Consider the following 19413-nt stretch of genomic DNA (forward strand, 5'->3'; position numbering starts at 1 on the left):
GTATAAGGATAATACCCACTCATTTCCAAGCTGTAGTGTCATTATGTCTAACCAAGCCATTATTGTTGAAGAATCTGCAATTAATAAAGTACGCCAATTATTAGCAGAAGAAGATAATGAATATTTAAAGTTAAGAGTATTTGTGACAGGCGGTGGTTGTTCGGGTTTCCAATATGGATTCACTTTTGATGAAGACCAAGCCGAAGACGATACAATAGTAGATCACGGTGATGTAAAAGTTTTAGTGGACAGTTTGAGTTATCAATACTTAGTAGGTTCACATGTGAAATTTACAGAAGGGCTTGAAGGTTCAAAATTTGAAATTCAAAACCCAAGTGCTGCGTCTACATGTGGTTGTGGATCGTCATTTTCGATTTAAAAGTAAATACTCAGAATAATTAAAACAGCAGCTTCGGCTGCTTTTTTGTTTGTCTAAAACAAAGTAAGTTTATATCTAGAAATGGCATTAAATGTTAATCACAAGGCTGTAGATTGGCAGTCTGACAGTGCATCTGTTAAAATTCCCCCAAATTAGAAGAAGTGGCTGGTTTTTAGCCCTTCTGCATTTATCCAGTTAAATCTCTAAAACTTTGAAAGAACACCATTTATTGGTCGATAAAATATGCTTTTGAATAAAGTGTATCTCTTTTTAACAATAAGATTCCAATGGTTTAAATGAGTGTCACAGTTTTGAGATATTAGTAATCATGAGCACATGTCTTAACTTGTGATTTGATTACTCTGTGTGGTTTTAATTCAATCAACATCCTGATATGTGCAGATACATTCTAAAGAAGAAGCAGTAAAACACGATTATGCGTGTTTATGGGTTTATTTTGGAATGGCTTCGTAACAATAATTTCCGTTAACTGAAAATCTATATTGGAGTGACAGATTGAAACGTATTACATTAAAAGTGGGCAGTAGCGTATTAGCAGAGAACAATGAAATTGCTAAACAAAGAATGCTTAATTTAGTCAGCTTAATTGTAAAACTTAAGCAACGCTATGAAGTGATTTTAGTGACATCAGGAGCCGTAGCAGCAGGAGCTACGGCGCTAAAATTAGATCGTAAAATCAATATTAGTAAAAAAGTTTTGGCCTCAGTCGGTCAGCCAATTCTAATGAGTAGCTACAAAGCTATGTTTGATATTTATGACACCGATACTAGTCAAATATTATTAACGGAGGAAGATTTTGACTCTGTGACACACATAAATATCGTTAAGCAAATTATCGACGCGTTAATTGAAAATAATATACTTCCTGTTGTCAATGAAAATGATATAACCACTATTTCAGAGCAAGTGTTTGGTGATAACGATCAGCTAGCTGCCCATGTTGCTCATCATACTAATTCAGACTTGTTGGTGATTTTAAGTGATATTGATGGGTATTATGATAAAAACCCATCAGTGCACAACGACGCTAAAATCATCAGTTACATCACTGAAATTCCTCAAGAAGCATTAGATAAAGGCCATACTCCTACAAACACCTTTGCAACGGGTGGGATTGTGACAAAGCTGAAAGCGGCTAATTTTTTAATGAAGAAAAACCGTAAAATGTTTTTGTGTAATGGTTATGATCTTACTGCTGCTGAAGATTTCTTATTGAATTCTGTGCAATCAAGTGGGACATTGTTTCAACCTGAAGATTATGACGGGAAGTAATTGATTTCTAGCCTTGATTTATTTATGTAATTTCTGGAAATTTGTAAATGTCCATAATCAAGGCTTTTTTGATCATTTAAACATTTATTGAGCAAGTGCAATACTTCGCTCAATTATTCTTTTAACTCACCTTTAACTATTTTTCTAGAAACCAAAATAAAAACCATCGTTAGGATTAAAGATGTCGACACCTATAATAAAAATTAAAGACTTAAAAAAATATTACAAAGTATTAAATCGCCAAGAAGGCCTTCTTGGTGCCCTTAAAGATTTATTTTCAAATGATTATCGAATAATTAAAGCCGTAGATGGAATTAATTTTGAAGTTAACAAAGGCGAAATTATTGGATTTTTAGGCCCAAATGGCGCGGGTAAATCCACCACCATTAAAATGATGACAGGCATATTAAAATCATCTCAAGGACATATTGATGTTAATGGATTTGAACCTCACGACCAGCGCCAAAAATACGTAGCAGATATTGGTACTGTGTTTGGTCAAAGAACACAGCTTTGGTGGGATATTCCAGTGGTTGAATCGTTTAAAATATTAAAAGAAATTTATAAATTATCCGATGAAGATTACGATCGTAATATTAATTTTTTTGAAGATTTAATTGGCATAAAAAAGTTCTTTAGCAGTACTGTACGCTCTTTGTCATTAGGTCAAAGAATGTTGTGCGATATCGCTGCTGCATTTTTGCATAATCCATCGGTGATATTTTTGGATGAACCGTCAATTGGTTTGGATGTAGCCATTAAGCAAAAAATTAGATTTTTGATCAAACAGTTAAATGAACGTTATCAAACCACAGTGATTTTAACATCTCATGATATGGGTGATGTCGAGTCGTTATGTCAGCGTGTTGTGTTAATTGATAGCGGAAAAATTATTTACGATGGGCAAACTGAAAAGTTTAATCAAATCTTTGGAAGCTTTAGAACATTATTAGTAAATCTTGATGAAACAGTAAATGAATTAATGATTCAATCTATAAAAGAAGTGTGGAATCAATATGAAGAAACTGAAATGTTTATTGATGGCCTAAATTTAAAAATCACTTTTAAACAAGAGAATATTCCATTAATTAAAGTACTTGAAATTCTACAAAATAAAATTAAATTCAGTGATTTTAAAGTACAAGAATTAGACATGGAGACAGTAATAACCCGAGTATATGACGGGGCGCTAAAATGAAACAATATTTGTTTATTATAAAAGGTGCGATGCAAATGAATTTTGCATATCGAGCATCGACCTTAATTAATTTAGCGGCAAATTTAGTGTTTATTATTATTTTATACTATTTATGGCAGGCAATTTATGCCAATAAAACTGAACTAAATGGGATGACATTTGAGCAAACTTTTTTATATTTAGTAATTGCAGCTACATTATTTAATATGTATCGAACTTTTACTGACTATAATATTTCATTTGATGTGACTTCTGGTGATATTGTTAACTACTTATTAAAACCAATAGATTATCAATTATATTGCATGTCTAGAGCGTTAGGGCGAATCAGTGCGAATGTTATTATGATTTTAATTCCCACGGCATTACTGCTTTATTTTTTTATGGGATTAACCTTACCATTAAATCAGAATTGGATTTTTAGCATAAGTAGTTTGGTGTTTGCTTGGTTAATTATTTTTATGCTTGATTATTTAATTGGCTTGCTTTCATTTTACACTCAATCCATTTGGGGCATTTTTCAAACAAGAGAATCTTTAGTGATTGTGTTTTCAGGTGTAATGATCCCTTTTGCCTTTTTCCCGCAATGGTTGCAAGACTTTTTAGAGTTCTCTCCGTTTGTTGCTATGTATTATACGCCCATTACTTTATTGATGGGGCAGGTAGACGATACTAATCAGGCGTTCAGTATGTTAGGTAATCAGTTATTTTGGTTGTTGATATTATTTACTATGTGTCGCGTATTTTTTAAAAAAGCCACTCAAGTTATTACCATCAATGGAGGTTGAAATGAAATTTTACCTTAGAATTTATGGGTTGATTATCGCACAGCATTTTAAAAGTAAAATGGCATATCGAGTTGATTTTTTTATAAGTATTATCGGGATGATTGGGACACAATTTGTCAGTTTATTTGCATTGTGGGTGTTATTTCAATCGATCGAAACTATTGAAAATTGGAATAAATGGGAAATTTTATTTTTATATGGATTCGCACAATTTGCGATGTTGCCTGCTCAAGTTTGTTTAGATCATTGTTGGCAATTAGGTAATCATTTGCAGTCGGGTACGTTTTTGAAATATTACATGCGACCTTTGAATTCATTGTTTTATTTTTTAAGTGAAGTGTTTGATGTTAAAGCAATCAGTCAATTGATTTCGGGAATTATTTGCACCGCGATTGCAGTGGGTAATATGGAATTTGAGTGGATTGGATTGGATATATTGTTGTATGTGTATTTGTTGTTTTTTGCTTCATTTATTTACACTTCGATGTTGATGCTTGCATCCACAACGGCTTTTTGGATTACTGCTTCAAATCCTGTTTTACAATTCACGCATCGATTACGTGATTACAGTCACTTTCCAATGAGTGTTTTTTCAGATGGATTTAAATTTTTATTTACCTTTGTATTACCCATTGGATTGATTGCTTATTACCCAGTAAATTTAATATTAAATGGAGGGAGTGTGTTGTTAGGTGTCATTGCATTAACGATTGCGTCCATCGCGTTTATATCGCTTGCCTATTACAGTTGGGTAAAAGGAACGGCAAGATACGAAGGAACGGGTTCTTAATTTTCAATTAATACTTCGAAAAAATTATAGATTTTGATATTTAGCAAGGACGCTTTCAATAAATCCATCATCTATCATAGATTGCCAAGCTTGATTGATTTCAGGCAGATTTTTATGAAATTCAGATTTATGCCCAATCATAATATACATTTCAGCAGGTTCTACGAACCCTTCAGTCACAACAATGTCTTGCTCCGCCGATAGCTCTTTGATTAATTTTGTCATGGATGCGCGAATATCTACAAAACCATCTGCTCGCTTACGGGCTAAAAAAAGTACCATTTCATTATCAGTTGGCACAATGGCAGTATTAATGCCGAAGTCTTCGATGGTTTTTTTATGCCAGCCATTTCCAATGGTTGAAATCATTGTAATGTCCAGAGCTTTGAGTTGTTCGACATTGGTTACTTTGTCCATTTCTGCAATTTTGGGATGATTTTTAAAAGTAAATAAATCAAAACTTAATCTAAAAAAAGGAGCATCAGAAGGCGTTGCAAATGTAGCGCGTTTTTCGGTTTTGATAGTGATTAAACCGTCGGTCTCACCAAATTCAACATCTCTTTGCGCTCTTGCCCAGGGTTTTTTGATGTATTGAAGTTTATATCCCAATCGATTTTCAAATAATTCAATATTGAACTCGTGAAACATACCAGCATTTTCATTTTGTTCATTTTTGAAATAAAAAGGAGGCCAGTTGACGTTTGAGGAGGAAAGGTGAAAAACCGGTTGTTCAGCAAATATAGGCATAGCGAACAAAACAGTGGTTAATAGGACGGCAAGTCGAATTGTCATAACAAAACCAAATTAATGAAAGGTACAATTATAATTGTAGACCATTGAAATCTGTATTGGATTAATTTCGTATTAGGTTTTGCCCTGAATAGGGCAGGACAAATTGAGATTTATAATTGATTAAACCAGGTTTCAAAAATTAAAACGGCTGCAAGGGAGTCCACGGAATGCTGTTTGAAATTGCTTTTGCCTTTTTTCAGCGCGATGCCTTTTGCTTCAAAGCTGGTTAAACGCTCATCGACACTTTGAGTATCTAGTTTGTAACGTTCTTTTAATCTGTTTTTAAACTTTCTTGCTCGTAACCCAGTGTCGCTCATGGTTCCATCCATATGCACTGGAATGCCCACAAGTAAGATGTCAGGTTGCCATTCTTGGATGATTTTATCTATATCTTCCCAGTTTGGAATGCCTTCGATAGCTTTGAATGTGGGTAATTCAGTAGCACCACCTGTAAGTGTTTGCCCGATGGCAGCGCCAAAGCGAGTAGTGCCAAAATCAAAAGAAAGGACGGTTTTTTCTGTGCTGGACATTATAATGACTCCATCGTAAAACGCTGATTACTATCAAAAATCCATGTACGAATGATGTGAACTTCTTGTACCTTGCCTTGAATAAGTGAAGGGGAGAATTTTTCAAAAGGGGAGGCTTGGGAAATAATATGCTTCACTGCATTGTCTAGAATATCGTGGCCAGAACTTTGGGCGATTTCAAAATTAATTAATTCGCCTTTTTGATTAAGTACAAATACCACTCGAATGGTGCCAGATAAATTTTGCTCAATGGCGGCTTGAGGGTAATTATTGTTGCCAATGCTTTCTATTTTTTGAATGAGTCGATAAACGTATGAAGCCTCTATATCTTCTTTTGCTGACATCGCAGTATTCCAAACTTTCTTCGGTTTTTTTGCTTGAGTTTCTTCAATTTGTGCAAGTTTTAAATTTAATGATTCGATCTTTTTGGAAATCTCATTTAAATTAACCTGTTCAACTTTGTTGGGTTCGGTGATTTTTTTTTCTTCTTCAGTCAGGTCTTGTTGCTCTATTTTTATAACACTTTTATTTTGAGTACTAATCACTTGGTTTTTGGTGGAGGGTTGATAAAAGTATTGATAAATGGGCGGCGTTTGATTGGCTTGGTTAACTTGTGTGTCGTTAAATTCTGCCTGTTCGGTTGTGGATAAAATATGACTTTCATCAGATTCACCACTGCCCTGTTGATTTGAATCCGCTAGAAAGTCACTTTCTTCGTCGCTGATTTCAGACTTGAGTTTAACTTCAATGACTTCTTTGGCCTTTTGGTTTTCATAAGTGGTTGGTAATGCAGTAAACGAAATACCAAAAATAAGCAGAACGTGAACAGCCAGTGCGATTATAAGCATGAAGCTGAATCGATCTGATGAGCTAACGATGGGTTGTGATTGTGTGCTCATAATTAATTGCGCGCGTTAAGTTTTGCTTCAATGACGTTCATAAGTTTGCCTGCTATATCTGTTTGATATGCTGCATCAATTTCTCTTATGCATGTTGGGCTTGTGACGTTTATTTCAGTTAAGCCCTCGCCAATAATATCTAAGCCTACAAATAATAGCCCTTTTTCTTTTAACATTGGGCCAATTGCATTGGCAATGTTAAAGTCTGATTCACTTAATGGTTGTGGTCGTCCAGAGCCGCCTGCTGCTAAGTTGCCGCGGGTTTCACCTTTGGCTGGAATACGGGCCAAACTGTATTTAATAGGTTCGCCATCAATCATTAATATGCGCTTGTCGCCTTCTTTGATTTCAGGTAAATATTTTTGCACCATAATTTGTTCTTGGCCAAAATCCGTTAAAGTCTCCAAAATAACACTTACATTTGGATCGTTTGGCTGCAATCTAAAAATTTTAGAGCCGCCCATTCCATCTAAAGGTTTGACAATAATGTCATTATGTTGAGCGTAGAACTTTAAAATCTGCGCCTTACTGCGTGTCACTAAGTGCGGTGGGCAAAATTGAGCAAATTGAGTGGCAAATATTTTTTCATTACAGTCACGCAAACTTTGTGGTTTGTTAACAATTAAACACCCTTCTCGCTCTGCTGCTTCTAGGATATATGTGCTATAAATAAACTCATTATCAAAGGGAGGATCTTTTCTCATTAAAATTGAATCAAGCTCACTTAATTCAATGGTTTGCGTATCCCCTAACTCATAGAAATGATCAGGGTTTTCAAAGACTTTAAGTGGCTTGATTTCAGCTTTGGCTACACCGTTTTCTATGAACAAATCTTTTTGTTCCATATAAAACAATTCCCAGCCTTTGTTGGATGCAGCCCATAACATGGCAAGTGAGCTGTCTTTTTTATAGTTGATCTGTTGTATTGGATCCATAACTATGCCGATTTTGATGCTCATACTTTATGCTCTGTCAATTAGTGTGGTGCGTATAGTACCGAATGTGAACGGCATTGAAAATCTAACTTTGTTATTGCATAGATGGTAGCGCCATGCCAATATCTATGGTAATTTTCGTCAACCTATTATGGGCTAAATCTAAATTGGGATAGTTTTCAGACATTCAAATGGAATATCCATTTGAAAAATCCAATTTGCTGCTCATTTCCGCAACCTTATAATCGACAAAGGGTGTTACATGGATAACAACTTTGATGGCTTAAAAATCATGGTCATTGATGACAGTAAGACGATACGTCGTACTGCCGAAACATTGCTTAAAAAAGTGGGCTGTGAAGTGATCACAGCTGTAGATGGTTTCGATGCCTTAGCTAAAATTGCTGATAGTCGTCCTGCTATTATTTTTGTGGACATTATGATGCCAAGATTAGATGGCTATCAAACCTGTGCATTGATCAAAAATAACAGTTCATTTAAAGATACTCCCGTTATCATGCTTTCCAGTAAAGATGGGCTTTTTGATAAAGCGAAGGGTCGTATCGTTGGTTCGGATCAATATTTGACCAAACCATTTGGAAAAGAAGAGTTGCTTGGTGCAATTCGCGATCACATTTAATCGTCAGTATTTATTAGGTTCTTAATATGGCTAATATTCTAATTGTAGATGACTCTCCTACCGAGACTCATGCTTTTTCTAATATGTTACAAAAACATGGGCATCAAGTATTAACCGCTGAAAATGGTGCTGATGGAGTTGCTGTTGCTCGTCAAGAGCTTCCTGATGTGGTTTTGATGGATGTTGTTATGCCAGGCTTAAATGGCTTTCAAGCAACTCGCCAACTAACCAAGGGTTCTGAAACCGCCCATATTCCTGTATTGATTGTGACCACTAAAGATCAAGAAACCGATCGAGTTTGGGGTCGTCGTCAGGGCGCTTCGGGTTATTTGGTTAAACCTGTAGCTGAAGCTCAGTTACTTAAAGCAATTGAAGATGCACTTTCAGGTCGCTAATCTACTATGAAGCAAGCTCCTTTTCAGTTATTAAGCAATATAGCGCGTGCCAACCTTAAACATGCACTTGGCCTTCCTGCCCAGGAAGAAGTGCAAGAATACTGGTCTGGAGTCGCATTTTCACTTTCTGGTTGTCGATTTGTCGCTCCAATGGAGCAAGTCGGTGAAATTATTTCTGTTCCTTCAATTACGCGCCTTCCTGGTGTGAAATCTTGGGTTCATGGTGTTGCTAATATTCGAGGTCGTTTAATACCTGTAATGGATTTAGCGAGTTTTGCTCAAAGTGAAATTAATACCACAGCATTAAAAAACAGACGCTTACTTATTGTTGAATCCGGCGATGTCCTAAACGGGCTGATTGTCGATTCAGTTGAGGGTATGCAGCATTTTCCAGTTGAGAATTTCGATCAGCAAGTTGGTCCCTCACCTGATATTTTAAATCCCTTCTTACATGGTTCCTATAAACATCAAAATTCTCAGTTCACTGTTATCGCATTGCGCGATTTAGTAGTTTCTGCGGATTTTATGCAAATAGCTGTGTAATTTATTTTTAACATGATGCAAGTGCATCTTTTATTCAACGAACTGGAGTTCGGAGCATGAAAAAAGCAGGCTTAGGCAGTAATAAACTTACCCCTATTTTGTTAGTTACTTTATTAATTGTCATTATTGGTACGTTAGTATTAGCCAATCGAGTGAGTACAAATGATAAAGATGCAAAGCAACGTATTAAGTATGTGGATGATTTGAGGGTACTTTCTCAAGAAATCGCAAAAAACGCATCAGAAGCTTCCATTGGTGAAGTGGGTGCATTTCCATTACTTAAAACTGCTCGTAACGAATTCGATCTAAACTGGGGTTTTATTCGCTCGGGTAATAGTGCGATCGGTTTTCCAGGATATGACAAAATTAAAGCCCAAGGCGTAAAAGTTGAAGGTATTGAATCAATTTGGAATTCTGTTCGAACCAACGCTGATAGTATTATTGAGTCTGAAGAAACCATTATCCAGGTAACAATGAGTGCTGAAGATTTGTCAGATAGTGTTGTTGAAATGCAGAATTTATATAATTTTGTTGTTGAAGAATTAATTAATGCAAGTGCTTCAGGCTCAACCATTGCCCTAGCGCAATCACAGACATTAGTTGCCGAAAAAATGTTGAATGCTGCCGAGCACATTTTGACTGGCGGACATGATGCAAATGAGGCTGCTGATGAGTTTGAAACTCATACTTTGACATTTACAGCTAGTTTGGATCGTATGATATCTGGTAATGATCGCATCAAAGGGGTAAATGCTCAAAAATACTTAAAAGAAATTCAAGGTATTTTTAATGAATTTAAAAGTGTAACAGATGGCATAATTGCTCAGTCTGTTGACTTAGAGCAAGTTCAAAACGCTTCTTCAGATATTTTTACAGACTCTCGTCAATTATTGCGTGAACTTTCGTCGCTATCTAACAAATTAACTCAATTAAATAATTCAGATGTTTTATTGGAGCGAATTGTATGGGCGTTAGCAGCATTGGCTGGCTTCATTATTTTGATTATCGGTTACAACTTATTCAACAGTACACGTAAAGATTTACGTCAAACTGAAGAGATGAACGATCAAAACCAAAACGCGATTTTACGTTTACTAGACGAACTGGCCGATCTTGCTGATGGTGATTTAACCACTTCTGCAACGGTAACCGAAGACTTTACAGGTGCGATTGCTGACTCCATTAACTACGCGATCGACCAAATGAGAGCGTTAGTATCGGCGATTAACGCCACTGCCGTTCAAGTATCATCCGCTGCCCAAGAAACACAAGCAACAGCGATGCATCTTGCTGAAGCATCTGAACACCAGGCACAAGAGATTGCAGGGGCATCCGCCGCTGTAAACGAAATGGCCGTTTCCATTGACCAAGTATCTGCGAATGCCGCGGAATCAACAGCGGTAGCCGAGCGATCGGTTGCGATCGCTAAAAAAGGTTCTGACGTGGTACAAGCAACGATCAACGGCATGGATAATATTCGTGAGCAGATTCAAGAGACTTCTAAGCGTATTAAACGTCTTGGTGAATCTTCGCAAGAAATTGGGGACATCGTATCGTTGATTAACGATATTGCTGACCAAACGAACATTCTGGCACTTAACGCCGCAATTCAGGCATCGATGGCCGGTGACGCAGGTCGTGGTTTCGCCGTAGTTGCCGATGAGGTACAGCGTCTAGCTGAGCGTTCATCTTCTGCAACAAAACAGATTGAAGCACTTGTAAAAACGATTCAGAACGATACTAACGAAGCCGTTATCTCGATGGAACAAACAACATCGGAAGTGGTACGTGGTGCTCGTCTAGCACAGGATGCGGGTGTGGCACTTGAAGAGATCGAGAACGTATCGAAATCTTTGGCCGACTTGATTCAAAACATCTCCAACGCTGCACGCCAACAGGCTTCTTCAGCAGGTCACATCTCTAATACGATGAACGTGATCCAGGAAATTACCTCTCAAACATCATCAGGCACAACAGCAACCGCAAAATCCATTGGTAACTTGGCGCAATTAGCCAACGAAATGCGAGCATCGGTTGCCGGCTTTAAGCTACCTGAAGATGAAGATGGTGAGCATGATCTTGAAATTGAAGATCTGGACGACGAAGAATTATTGTCCATTTAATGTATAAATAGATAGCTTCGTGTATGTTTTCTAATATCACTAGCCCAGCTAATAATTGGTCCGTCCCTTCGATTGAATTGGACGACCAACAGTTTGATCAATGGCGCAAGTTATTAGAAGACCGCACTGGCATGCAACTGACTACCGCTCGTAAAAGTTTTTTAAAAACGAGCTTAAGCATGAGAATGCGGGAAATCGGTTGTTCGGATTATCAACAATATTTTGAACTCATACATTCAGGTGTCAATGGCACTGTTGAGTGGTATAAGTTGGTTGATCATCTGACCGTACATGAGACACGCTTTTTTCGAGACCCGGCTTCTTTTGATTTACTTAAAGAATTCCTGCTTGTTCAAAGCCCTCGCTTAAAACGCGACATTCATATTTGGTCAGTAGGTTGCTCCACAGGTGAAGAACCTTATTCTTTGGCAATGCTAGCGCAAGAATGCGTCAGTACAAAATCCAAAGGTTATAGTTTTTCCTTAACAGCAACCGATATTAGTCAACCTTCCTTAAATACCGCTCAAAAAGGCAGTTATAACAAGCGTAAATTAGTAGGAATCAATAGCCTATTTAAACAAAGGTATTTTGATGAGGATGGCGAAAATTTAATCGCCAAATCTACCCTTAAAAAACGTATGTGTTTTACTCGTTTGAATGTTTTAGAGCTGGATAAATCTCCCATCAAAAAAATGGATGTGATTTATTGTCAGAATATGCTGATTTATTTTCGTAAGTGGCGACGCAAAGAAATCGTCACGCATCTGGTAAGCAAACTTGCTCCAGGTGGAATGTTGATTTTAGGTACTGGAGAGCTCACTGATTGGGCTCATCCAGAAATGGTTAAAGTACCTAATGACAAAACTTTAGCTTATCTGAAATCAAAGATAACTAATGAATTGGAGGCGTAATGGCTGATCGTCATGATTATGTCGCACTAGAATGGGTCAAAGGAGAGATTGAATCTACCTTAGACCTTGCTCGACAGGCATTAGAATCGTATGTAGAAGATACTCATGATTCCACTCAACTTGGTTTTTGTTTTAATTATTTACACCAAGTGAATGGGACTTTGAAAATGGTCGAATTTTACGGTGCAGCTTTACTTTCCGAAGAGTTGGAAAAGCTAGCCCAAAAAATGGTCGATCAGAGCGTAGTGGCAACTGAAGAAAATATGTCGATTTTGATGCAAGGCATCATTCAATTACCTAATTACTTAGACAAAGTAAAAGCGCATCATCAAGACCTTCCAATAGTATTACTTCCAATTATTAATGAAATTCGTAGCGCATGTCATGAAGAGTTATTTTCAGCTAGCGCCTTGTTTCAGCCAGATTTAACAGAATCCACTAAAGCGCTTCCTGCTGTTTCAGCAAACTTTAATAAAGACCAGTTTCTTGGCTTAGCTAAAAAACTGCGTCAAATGTATCAGGTTGCATTATTAGGGTTACTAAAAAATCAAGAAATTGAGAAAAACCTCGCCTATCTTGAAAAAGTAATGGGTCATTTGGTCAAGCATTGTACAAATACACCAATGGCCATTTACTGGTCCGTGGTACAAGCGATGATTGTCGGGTTGCAAGAAGGCAGCATTGAATTAGGTGCGACAACAAAAGAGATATTAAAGCATGTTGATTCAACGATTAAGCACGTCACTGAAAAAGGCGCAGCAGGGTTAAGCGTTAACGTTTCTGAAGAACAGCTTAAAAATGCATTATTTTATATTGCTAAAGCACAAAGCGATCAGCCTCATATTCAAACCATCAAGAAGATATATCGATTAAACGAAGCACTGCCTCATATTGATGGTTATACCAATGACAACGCAATGGCTGGCCCTGATAAGGACGCCATGCATTCTGTTATTAAGGCGTTAACTGAAGAAACCAGCAAGATAAAAGAGCAGATCGAATTACTGGCGACTACGGGTTCGACCTTAGAAGATGTCACATCAGTCAAAGAAGCAATTAAGCCAATTGGAGACACTTTGGCGGCACTTGGCATGAGTGAGTTACGCAAGGTGTTATTGGATCAGCATCTGGTTTTAGAAAAAGCGGAACAAAATGCGACGAAATTAACGGATCAAGAATTGATGGAGATGGCAGGCGGTTTATTGTTTGTTGAATCCTCAATGAAGGGCGAAATAAGTCATGCCGATGGCGCGCCAGTTAGCATGATCGAGGGTGTAAGTGATGCACAAAACGCCGTAATTCGTGAAGCTAGAAATGGTTTAGAGCAAACTAAAGACGCGATTGTTGAATATATTGGGTCACAGTGGGATATCGAAAAAATCGAAGAAGTGCCTCAAACGCTAAAAGCGATTGGTGGTGGGTTGTCGATGATTCCATTACAAAAAGTTAGCAATATTTTAGATGCTTGTGAGCGTTATTTTAGTGAGAATTTAATTGAAAATAAGCAGGTTCCTCAGTGGAGTGAATTAGATCAATTAGCTGATGCATTAATGGGAATTGAGTACTATCTTGAGCGACTAACTCAAGATGGGCAGGGCTCGAACGAGTCACTTCTTGATACATCGCAAGAGCGCATGGAGTCTCTTGGTATGCAGGTTGCGGCTTGTGATCCAATTGTTGAAACACCAAAAGAAGATCAAAATTCAGTCGAACAAGCACTTCCAGTTTTAGATACATTGGTCGAGACAGAAGAAAGCGAAATCACAGAAACTGAAACGCCCGTTGAGTCTACTGAAAATGAAATCATAGCTCCAATCTCATTGAAATCTGAGCAAAACACATCAATTGAAAATGAAGATAATACAGATGATGACGATTTAATTGATGATGAAATTTTAGAAATTTTTGTTGAAGAGGCGCATGAAGTATTAGAAGCCATTCATGAGTTCTTGCCAAAATACAAAGCGAATCAAGAAGATAAAGAATCATTAACTGAATTCAGACGTGCATTTCATACCTTAAAAGGTAGCGGGCGAATGGTCGGCGCTAAGGATATTGGCGAGTTAGCATGGTCCATTGAGAGCATGTTAAATACGCATATTGAGGGTAATACACCTTATAGCGATGCATTAATTGAATTAGTTGAAGATGTCACCGAATATGTTCCTACATTAATACATCAGTTTGAGAAACAGCAACAAGCAGATTTAGCAACTATTGAGAAATTGGTCGATCGAGCAACTGTCATAGTGAAAGGTGAGGCGCAATCCGCTGTTGAGCCTGAATTAGAAATTACAGAAAACCCAGTAAGTGATGTTGATTCCCAAATTCCAACCCTTGAGCCATTCATGGAAGAAGATTCATCACTTGAGCAAAATGATGAGCCAGAATTAAGCATTGATCTTGAGCAAATTCCAACTATTGAAGTTGAAGCAATAGAAGAAGGCGCGCCTGTAGAGCTTGAAATTTTGCTTGATGAAGTAGATGACTCATCTGGCGAAAATGAAACCAACGGATCAGTTGAGCTTGAATTAGAGCCTATTTTAGAAGATACCGTTGAACCAGAAATTTTAATAACTGACGAAATGTTAGGTATTAATGATGAAGGTCGTTCCGAGAAAATTCAAAGCGAAGATCCTGAATTTGTTAAGTTTGAAATAGATGAAGACGCAGTTGATAGCTTGTTCAGTGGTGACTTTAGCGAAGAAATTGAAATTGACTCAGAGTCAGCGCAAAGTGATGAGTCAGATTTCGACATTGTCTTAGATGAAGATATTCAGCCTGAAGTCATTGAATTTTCCCTTGAGACGATTGACGAAATTGCACTGGATCCAAGTGAATCGCAAAATGAAGAAGAACAATCGATTGAATTTAGTATCGATCAAGAATCTACTGAAAATGAACAGTTGGCAGATGATGAGCGAATTTATGCGATATTTAAAGAAGAACTGTTATCTCATATTAATGTATTAAACGACTTTATAGAAGGCGGCCCTGATCAAATATTAAGTGAAGAGCTTCAACGGGCGTTCCATACAATTAAAGGTGCGTCGCATATGGCGGGGGTGGTGCAATTAGCAGAAGCCATCTCACCAGTTGAAAAACTTGTGCAAACCATGCACCAGTTGCACGTTCAATCAAATGCAGAAATATTTAATGTCATTAATGAAGCCACGCAGCGTTGTGAACAGGCTATAAATGATATTTCGTCCTGCCTTGAAAGTGATGAGTCGTCTCAACAATTTGCCGCATATGTTTACGAAATTATGCAGCGCCATGTTGATTTAAACTCAAACCAAATAGAGATAAACGAAGATAATCCATTACAAATTTTCTTAAATGCGACAATGGATGTGATTTTAGATTCGGAAGAATTGACGGCCCTCTGGTCTGAAAAGCCAATTACTCAAAACTATTTACAGCAAATAGCATCGAACATGCAGCAATTGGTTGAACATTCCCAGATTGCACAGCAACCTGTATTTGCCAGCTTAGGGCAAAAATTATGTGAATTATACCAATCTGATTTTGATCAAATTACCTCAATGAGTGAAAGGTTCATCAAAATCGCACAACAAGGTCAAGAAGCCCTTGTTAACTTAATGGATAGAATTGCTGCAGCGCAAAAAGTAGAACCACAACTTGATATCGAGCAACAAATTGATCAATTATTGGAAATCGGTCAATTAGATGACAGTGATGGTGATACCGCAGGAATTGAGTTCAGTATAGAAGAGACGCCAGTTGAAATTGAATCTACTAAATCTTCAACTTATAAGCGCTCATTTACTGTTTCAGCAGATGATGACCTGGTTGAAATCTTTATCGAAGAAGCCAATGAATTAGTCGAAAGCGTACGTCAATTATTAGATATTTGGCAAAAAGACACCGAAGATACTTCAATTGTTGAACAGTTGCAGCGTGATTTACACACCTTAAAAGGTGGTGCGCGCATGGCTGAAATCCGTCCACTTGGGGATTTAGCTCATGAAATTGAATTTTTGTATGAAGGCATTTGTGATGGTCGATACGCTGCAGATGAAAGTGTATTTGAACTGTTATTTGCATGCCAAGATGATATTTCGGACATGGTTCAGGACATTGAAGCGCAGGGTAAATGCGAATACGATCCTGAGTTAGTAGGGAAAATCAAAGAATATTGTGATTCTCATAAAGTGGATCATTTAGCTAAAAATGCCGATGAATTATCAGTCATAGACGAGCCAGATTTACACGATACTGAATTAAGTTTGGTTGATGAGTCGGATATCCAGATCAATGAATCGGGTATTATTTCGCAAGATGAAATGTTTATAGTTGATTCAGACCCTGAATTAATTGAGATTTTCCTAGATGAAGCCGATGAAATATTAGTCAGTATCCAAGCTCAATTTGATACTTGGAAACAAGATATCAGCAATCTTGAGCCGGTTCATATACTTCAGCGTGATTTACACACCCTAAAAGGTGGCGCGCGAATGGCGGGTATTTCACCAATTGGTGATCTAGGGCATGAGCTTGAATATTTATATGAAGGTTTTGTAAATCACAAGTATGTAGCAGATGACTCATTAATTGAATTAATTGAAAGCTGCCACAATAGTCTGTCAGATATGGTGCAGGATATACAAAACACCATGCAGTGTAAAAACGATCGTTTCTTATTGGAATGTGTTCAAAATTACTGCGCAGGCAATGGTTTTAATATCGCAGTGAACGATCACAGCAATATAGATGATCAGTCTCAAAGTTTGATGGACATTTTTGTTGAAGAAACTCAGGGGCTGCTTGGGCAATTAACCCAGGCTAGGCTAGCTTGGCGCTATACACCTAAGGATGTGGAACAAAGCGATATTATTAAACGAATATTGCATACCGTTCGAGGCGGAGCGAATTTAGCTGAGCAAGAAGAGCTTGCTCAACTTGCTGGCAATATTGAACAGTTCGCAATCGACACCGACCAGAATACAAAAGATGACGCCTATTTTGATCAGTTAGATGAAAAACTCATTAATTTAGAGACGCTTGCCGTTAATGTCATTAATGCCCATATTCACAATCAATCTGATCAATCGAATTCTCAAGGGTTTGATAATCAAATTAATGAATGGGTCACTGGTGAAGCTTCAGATAACATCGAAAATATCAGCTTAGAGCAATCAATAAGTGATGACTTTAAAGAGTCGGCATCTGAAAGTGATTATGACAATGTTATTGAATTTGACTCATCTGTATTATCCGATATTAAAATGGCGATGGAACCGAAAACCGCCATGGATATTGCTGATGAAGCAAAACGGATGGCCGGCGAGCAAGAAGCCAGTGACAAAAAACGTCGCGGCCAAAATCAAGAAACCGTTAAAGTTCAGGCTACAATGCTTGATGGCTTGGTTAACTTGGCAGGTGAAACCAGTATATCCCGTGCTCGACTCGAGCAAGAATTGGCAGATTTTAACTTCACATTAAGTGAAATGAATTTTGCAATCGATCGGATGAATGAGCAAATTCGCCGATTAGATAACGAAACACAAGAACAAGTGGCGTATCGCCAAGAGCAAGCAGAAGAAGAATTAGAAGAGTTTGATCCACTAGAAATGGATCGATATTCTTCGATTCAGCAGCTATCTCGTTCGATCATGGAATCTGCATCGGATTTAATGGATCTTCAAGATACATTAAAAGAAAGAACTCGCGACACAGAAACAATCTTGCTTCAGCAATCCAGAATCAATACCGAGCTGCAAGAAGGGCTCATGCAAACTCGGATGGTACCGTTCTCCGGTATTGCACCGCGCTTGCGCCGAATTGTTCGTCAGACAGCTGGAGAATTGAAGAAAAAAGCCGAACTTGAATTTTTTAACGTCGAAGGTGAAGTTGACCGTACAGTACTAGAAAGAATGGTCGCTCCTTTAGAGCATATGCTGCGTAACTCAATGGATCATGGTATCGAAATGCCAGATGTGCGAGCTAAAGCGGGTAAAAGCAAAACAGGTAAAGTCGAATTATCATTAGCTCGTGAAGGATCCTACATGGTTCTGACATTACGTGATGATGGAGCGGGTATTAATATTGATCGCATTCGTGAAAAAGCCGTTGAAAAAGGTTTAATGAAAGAGGATGCAAATTTAACCGATCAAGAAATTCTGATGTTTATTCTAGATGCAGGTTTTTCTACAGCAGATAAAATAACTCAAATTTCAGGTCGAGGTGTCGGCATGGATGTTGTGAATTCCGAAGTGAAACAGCTAGGTGGGGTGATGACAATCAACTCAACAGTTGGCGAAGGCACGTTATTTAGAATTCGAATTCCAGTAACCGTATCGTTAAGTCGAGCATTAATGGTGTCAATTGGCGATGATACTTATGCATTACCATTAAATTCCATTGAAGGTATTGTTCGAGTATCACCAGCACAAATGCAGCAATTTTATCAGCCAGATGCGCCTAAATTTAGATACTCAGGTAAAGATTACCGCGTACAATATTTAGGTTCATTGATGGATGAAACATTGCCTGCCCATATTCCAAGTGATGCGACAGCCATTCCTTTAATTTTGGTGCATGGCGTAGATAATGATCACACATTAGCATTGCATGTTGATCAGCTATTAGGTTCTCGTGAAATCGTAGTAAAAGCCATTGGGCCTCAATTTACATCGGTAACGGGTCTAACAGGTGCAACGATATTGGGCGATGGTTCAGTTGTGGTAATTTTAGATTTACCATCAATGATTCGAAGCGCTATCGCTACTGACGCTCAAATTGGATCTGCTCTTCAAATTGGCGCTCCTGAAAAACAACAAACCGAAGAGCGGGCCATGAAAGTCATGGTTGTGGATGACTCTGTAACGGTTCGAAAAGTAACCTCTCGTTTATTAGAGCGTAATGGCTACGAGGTGATTTTGGCTAAAGATGGTCAAGATGCCGTGACTCAATTACAAGATGTGCGTCCAGATATTATGTTACTTGATATTGAAATGCCACGAATGGACGGATTTGAAGTCGCAACGCGGGTCAGACATAATCCAGAAATTTCAGACCTTCCAATTATTATGATTACATCAAGAACCGGTGAAAAACATAAAGAGCGCGCTATGAGTATTGGCGTTAATGAATATTTAGGTAAACCATTCCAAGAAGGGCCTTTGTTGGAAACAATTAAAGAACAACTTGAAATGGCGAAGACCCAATAGGGGT

Annotated in this window: 15 protein-coding genes; 11 read left to right on the forward strand and 4 right to left on the reverse strand. The window is 37.8% G+C overall.

Annotated features, from left to right (window positions below; translation table 11 throughout):
• The first annotated feature begins 43 nt into the window (after window positions 1-43).
• The 5 genes from erpA (at window position 44) to TYM08_RS00180 (ending at window position 4448) form a co-directional block, all read left to right on the forward strand.
• Window positions 44-379, forward strand: a complete 336-nt coding sequence (erpA, locus tag TYM08_RS00160; protein ID WP_422380946.1) for an iron-sulfur cluster insertion protein ErpA — start codon at window positions 44-46, stop codon at window positions 377-379.
• A gap of 516 nt (window positions 380-895) precedes the next feature.
• Entirely contained in the window at window positions 896-1672 is a 777-nt protein-coding gene (proB, locus tag TYM08_RS00165) for a glutamate 5-kinase (RefSeq protein WP_422380947.1), read from the forward strand.
• A 181-nt stretch (window positions 1673-1853) separates the two neighbouring features.
• Window positions 1854-2870, forward strand: a complete 1017-nt coding sequence (locus tag TYM08_RS00170) for an ABC transporter ATP-binding protein (protein WP_422380948.1) — start codon at window positions 1854-1856, stop codon at window positions 2868-2870.
• Complete coding sequence (locus TYM08_RS00175; RefSeq protein ID WP_422380949.1) at window positions 2867-3658, forward strand: ABC transporter permease; 792 nt, start codon at window positions 2867-2869, stop codon at window positions 3656-3658. The genes TYM08_RS00170 and TYM08_RS00175 overlap by 4 nt, the downstream gene beginning before the upstream one ends.
• Before the next feature lies 1 nt (window position 3659).
• Window positions 3660-4448: an ABC transporter permease gene (locus TYM08_RS00180; protein WP_422380950.1), complete on the forward strand. Its 789-nt coding sequence runs from the start codon at window positions 3660-3662 to the stop codon at window positions 4446-4448.
• A 24-nt stretch (window positions 4449-4472) separates the two neighbouring features.
• Here the strand turns inward: TYM08_RS00180 and TYM08_RS00185 are convergent, their stop codons facing one another.
• The 4 genes from TYM08_RS00185 to gshB all read right to left on the reverse strand — a co-directional run bounded on the left by TYM08_RS00185 (window position 4473) and on the right by gshB (window position 7628).
• On the reverse strand, window positions 4473-5240 hold the full coding sequence (locus tag TYM08_RS00185; RefSeq protein WP_422380951.1) for a substrate-binding periplasmic protein: 768 nt from the start codon (window positions 5238-5240) through the stop codon (window positions 4473-4475).
• Between the two features lie 110 nt (window positions 5241-5350).
• Window positions 5351-5770 carry a Holliday junction resolvase RuvX gene (gene ruvX / locus TYM08_RS00190; RefSeq protein ID WP_422380952.1) on the reverse strand — a complete coding sequence of 140 codons (420 nt, stop codon included), beginning with the start codon at window positions 5768-5770 and terminating at the stop codon, window positions 5351-5353.
• Window positions 5770-6669, reverse strand: a complete 900-nt coding sequence (locus tag TYM08_RS00195; protein ID WP_422380953.1) for an energy transducer TonB — start codon at window positions 6667-6669, stop codon at window positions 5770-5772. The genes ruvX and TYM08_RS00195 overlap by 1 nt, the downstream gene beginning before the upstream one ends.
• 2 nt (window positions 6670-6671) lie before the next feature.
• The gene (gshB, locus tag TYM08_RS00200; RefSeq protein WP_422380954.1) at window positions 6672-7628 is read right to left on the reverse strand and encodes a glutathione synthase; all 957 of its coding nucleotides are present in this window, start codon (window positions 7626-7628) and stop codon (window positions 6672-6674) included.
• Between the two features lie 238 nt (window positions 7629-7866).
• Between gshB and pilG the strand changes: the two genes are divergently transcribed.
• The 6 genes from pilG to TYM08_RS00230 are packed head-to-tail and all read left to right on the forward strand — an operon-like array spanning window position 7867 to window position 19409.
• Complete coding sequence (gene pilG, locus TYM08_RS00205) at window positions 7867-8244, forward strand: twitching motility response regulator PilG (RefSeq protein ID WP_422380955.1); 378 nt, start codon at window positions 7867-7869, stop codon at window positions 8242-8244.
• A gap of 26 nt (window positions 8245-8270) precedes the next feature.
• Complete coding sequence (pilH, locus tag TYM08_RS00210; RefSeq protein ID WP_422380956.1) at window positions 8271-8639, forward strand: twitching motility response regulator PilH; 369 nt, start codon at window positions 8271-8273, stop codon at window positions 8637-8639.
• A 6-nt stretch (window positions 8640-8645) separates the two neighbouring features.
• Complete coding sequence (locus TYM08_RS00215) at window positions 8646-9182, forward strand: chemotaxis protein CheW (RefSeq protein ID WP_422380957.1); 537 nt, start codon at window positions 8646-8648, stop codon at window positions 9180-9182.
• A gap of 56 nt (window positions 9183-9238) precedes the next feature.
• Window positions 9239-11305 (forward strand): methyl-accepting chemotaxis protein, encoded by a 2067-nt coding sequence (locus tag TYM08_RS00220; RefSeq protein ID WP_422380958.1) that lies wholly within the window; start codon window positions 9239-9241, stop codon window positions 11303-11305.
• 23 nt (window positions 11306-11328) lie between these two features.
• Window positions 11329-12216 carry a CheR family methyltransferase gene (locus TYM08_RS00225; RefSeq protein WP_422380959.1) on the forward strand — a complete coding sequence of 296 codons (888 nt, stop codon included), beginning with the start codon at window positions 11329-11331 and terminating at the stop codon, window positions 12214-12216.
• Entirely contained in the window at window positions 12216-19409 is a 7194-nt protein-coding gene (locus TYM08_RS00230) for an Hpt domain-containing protein (RefSeq protein ID WP_422380960.1), read from the forward strand. The genes TYM08_RS00225 and TYM08_RS00230 overlap by 1 nt, the downstream gene beginning before the upstream one ends.
• The last annotated feature ends 4 nt before the right edge of the window (window positions 19410-19413 follow it).

It is taken from the genome of Marinicellulosiphila megalodicopiae (genome assembly GCF_045862395.1).
Lineage (GTDB): Bacteria > Pseudomonadota > Gammaproteobacteria > Pseudomonadales > Natronospirillaceae > Marinicellulosiphila > Marinicellulosiphila megalodicopiae.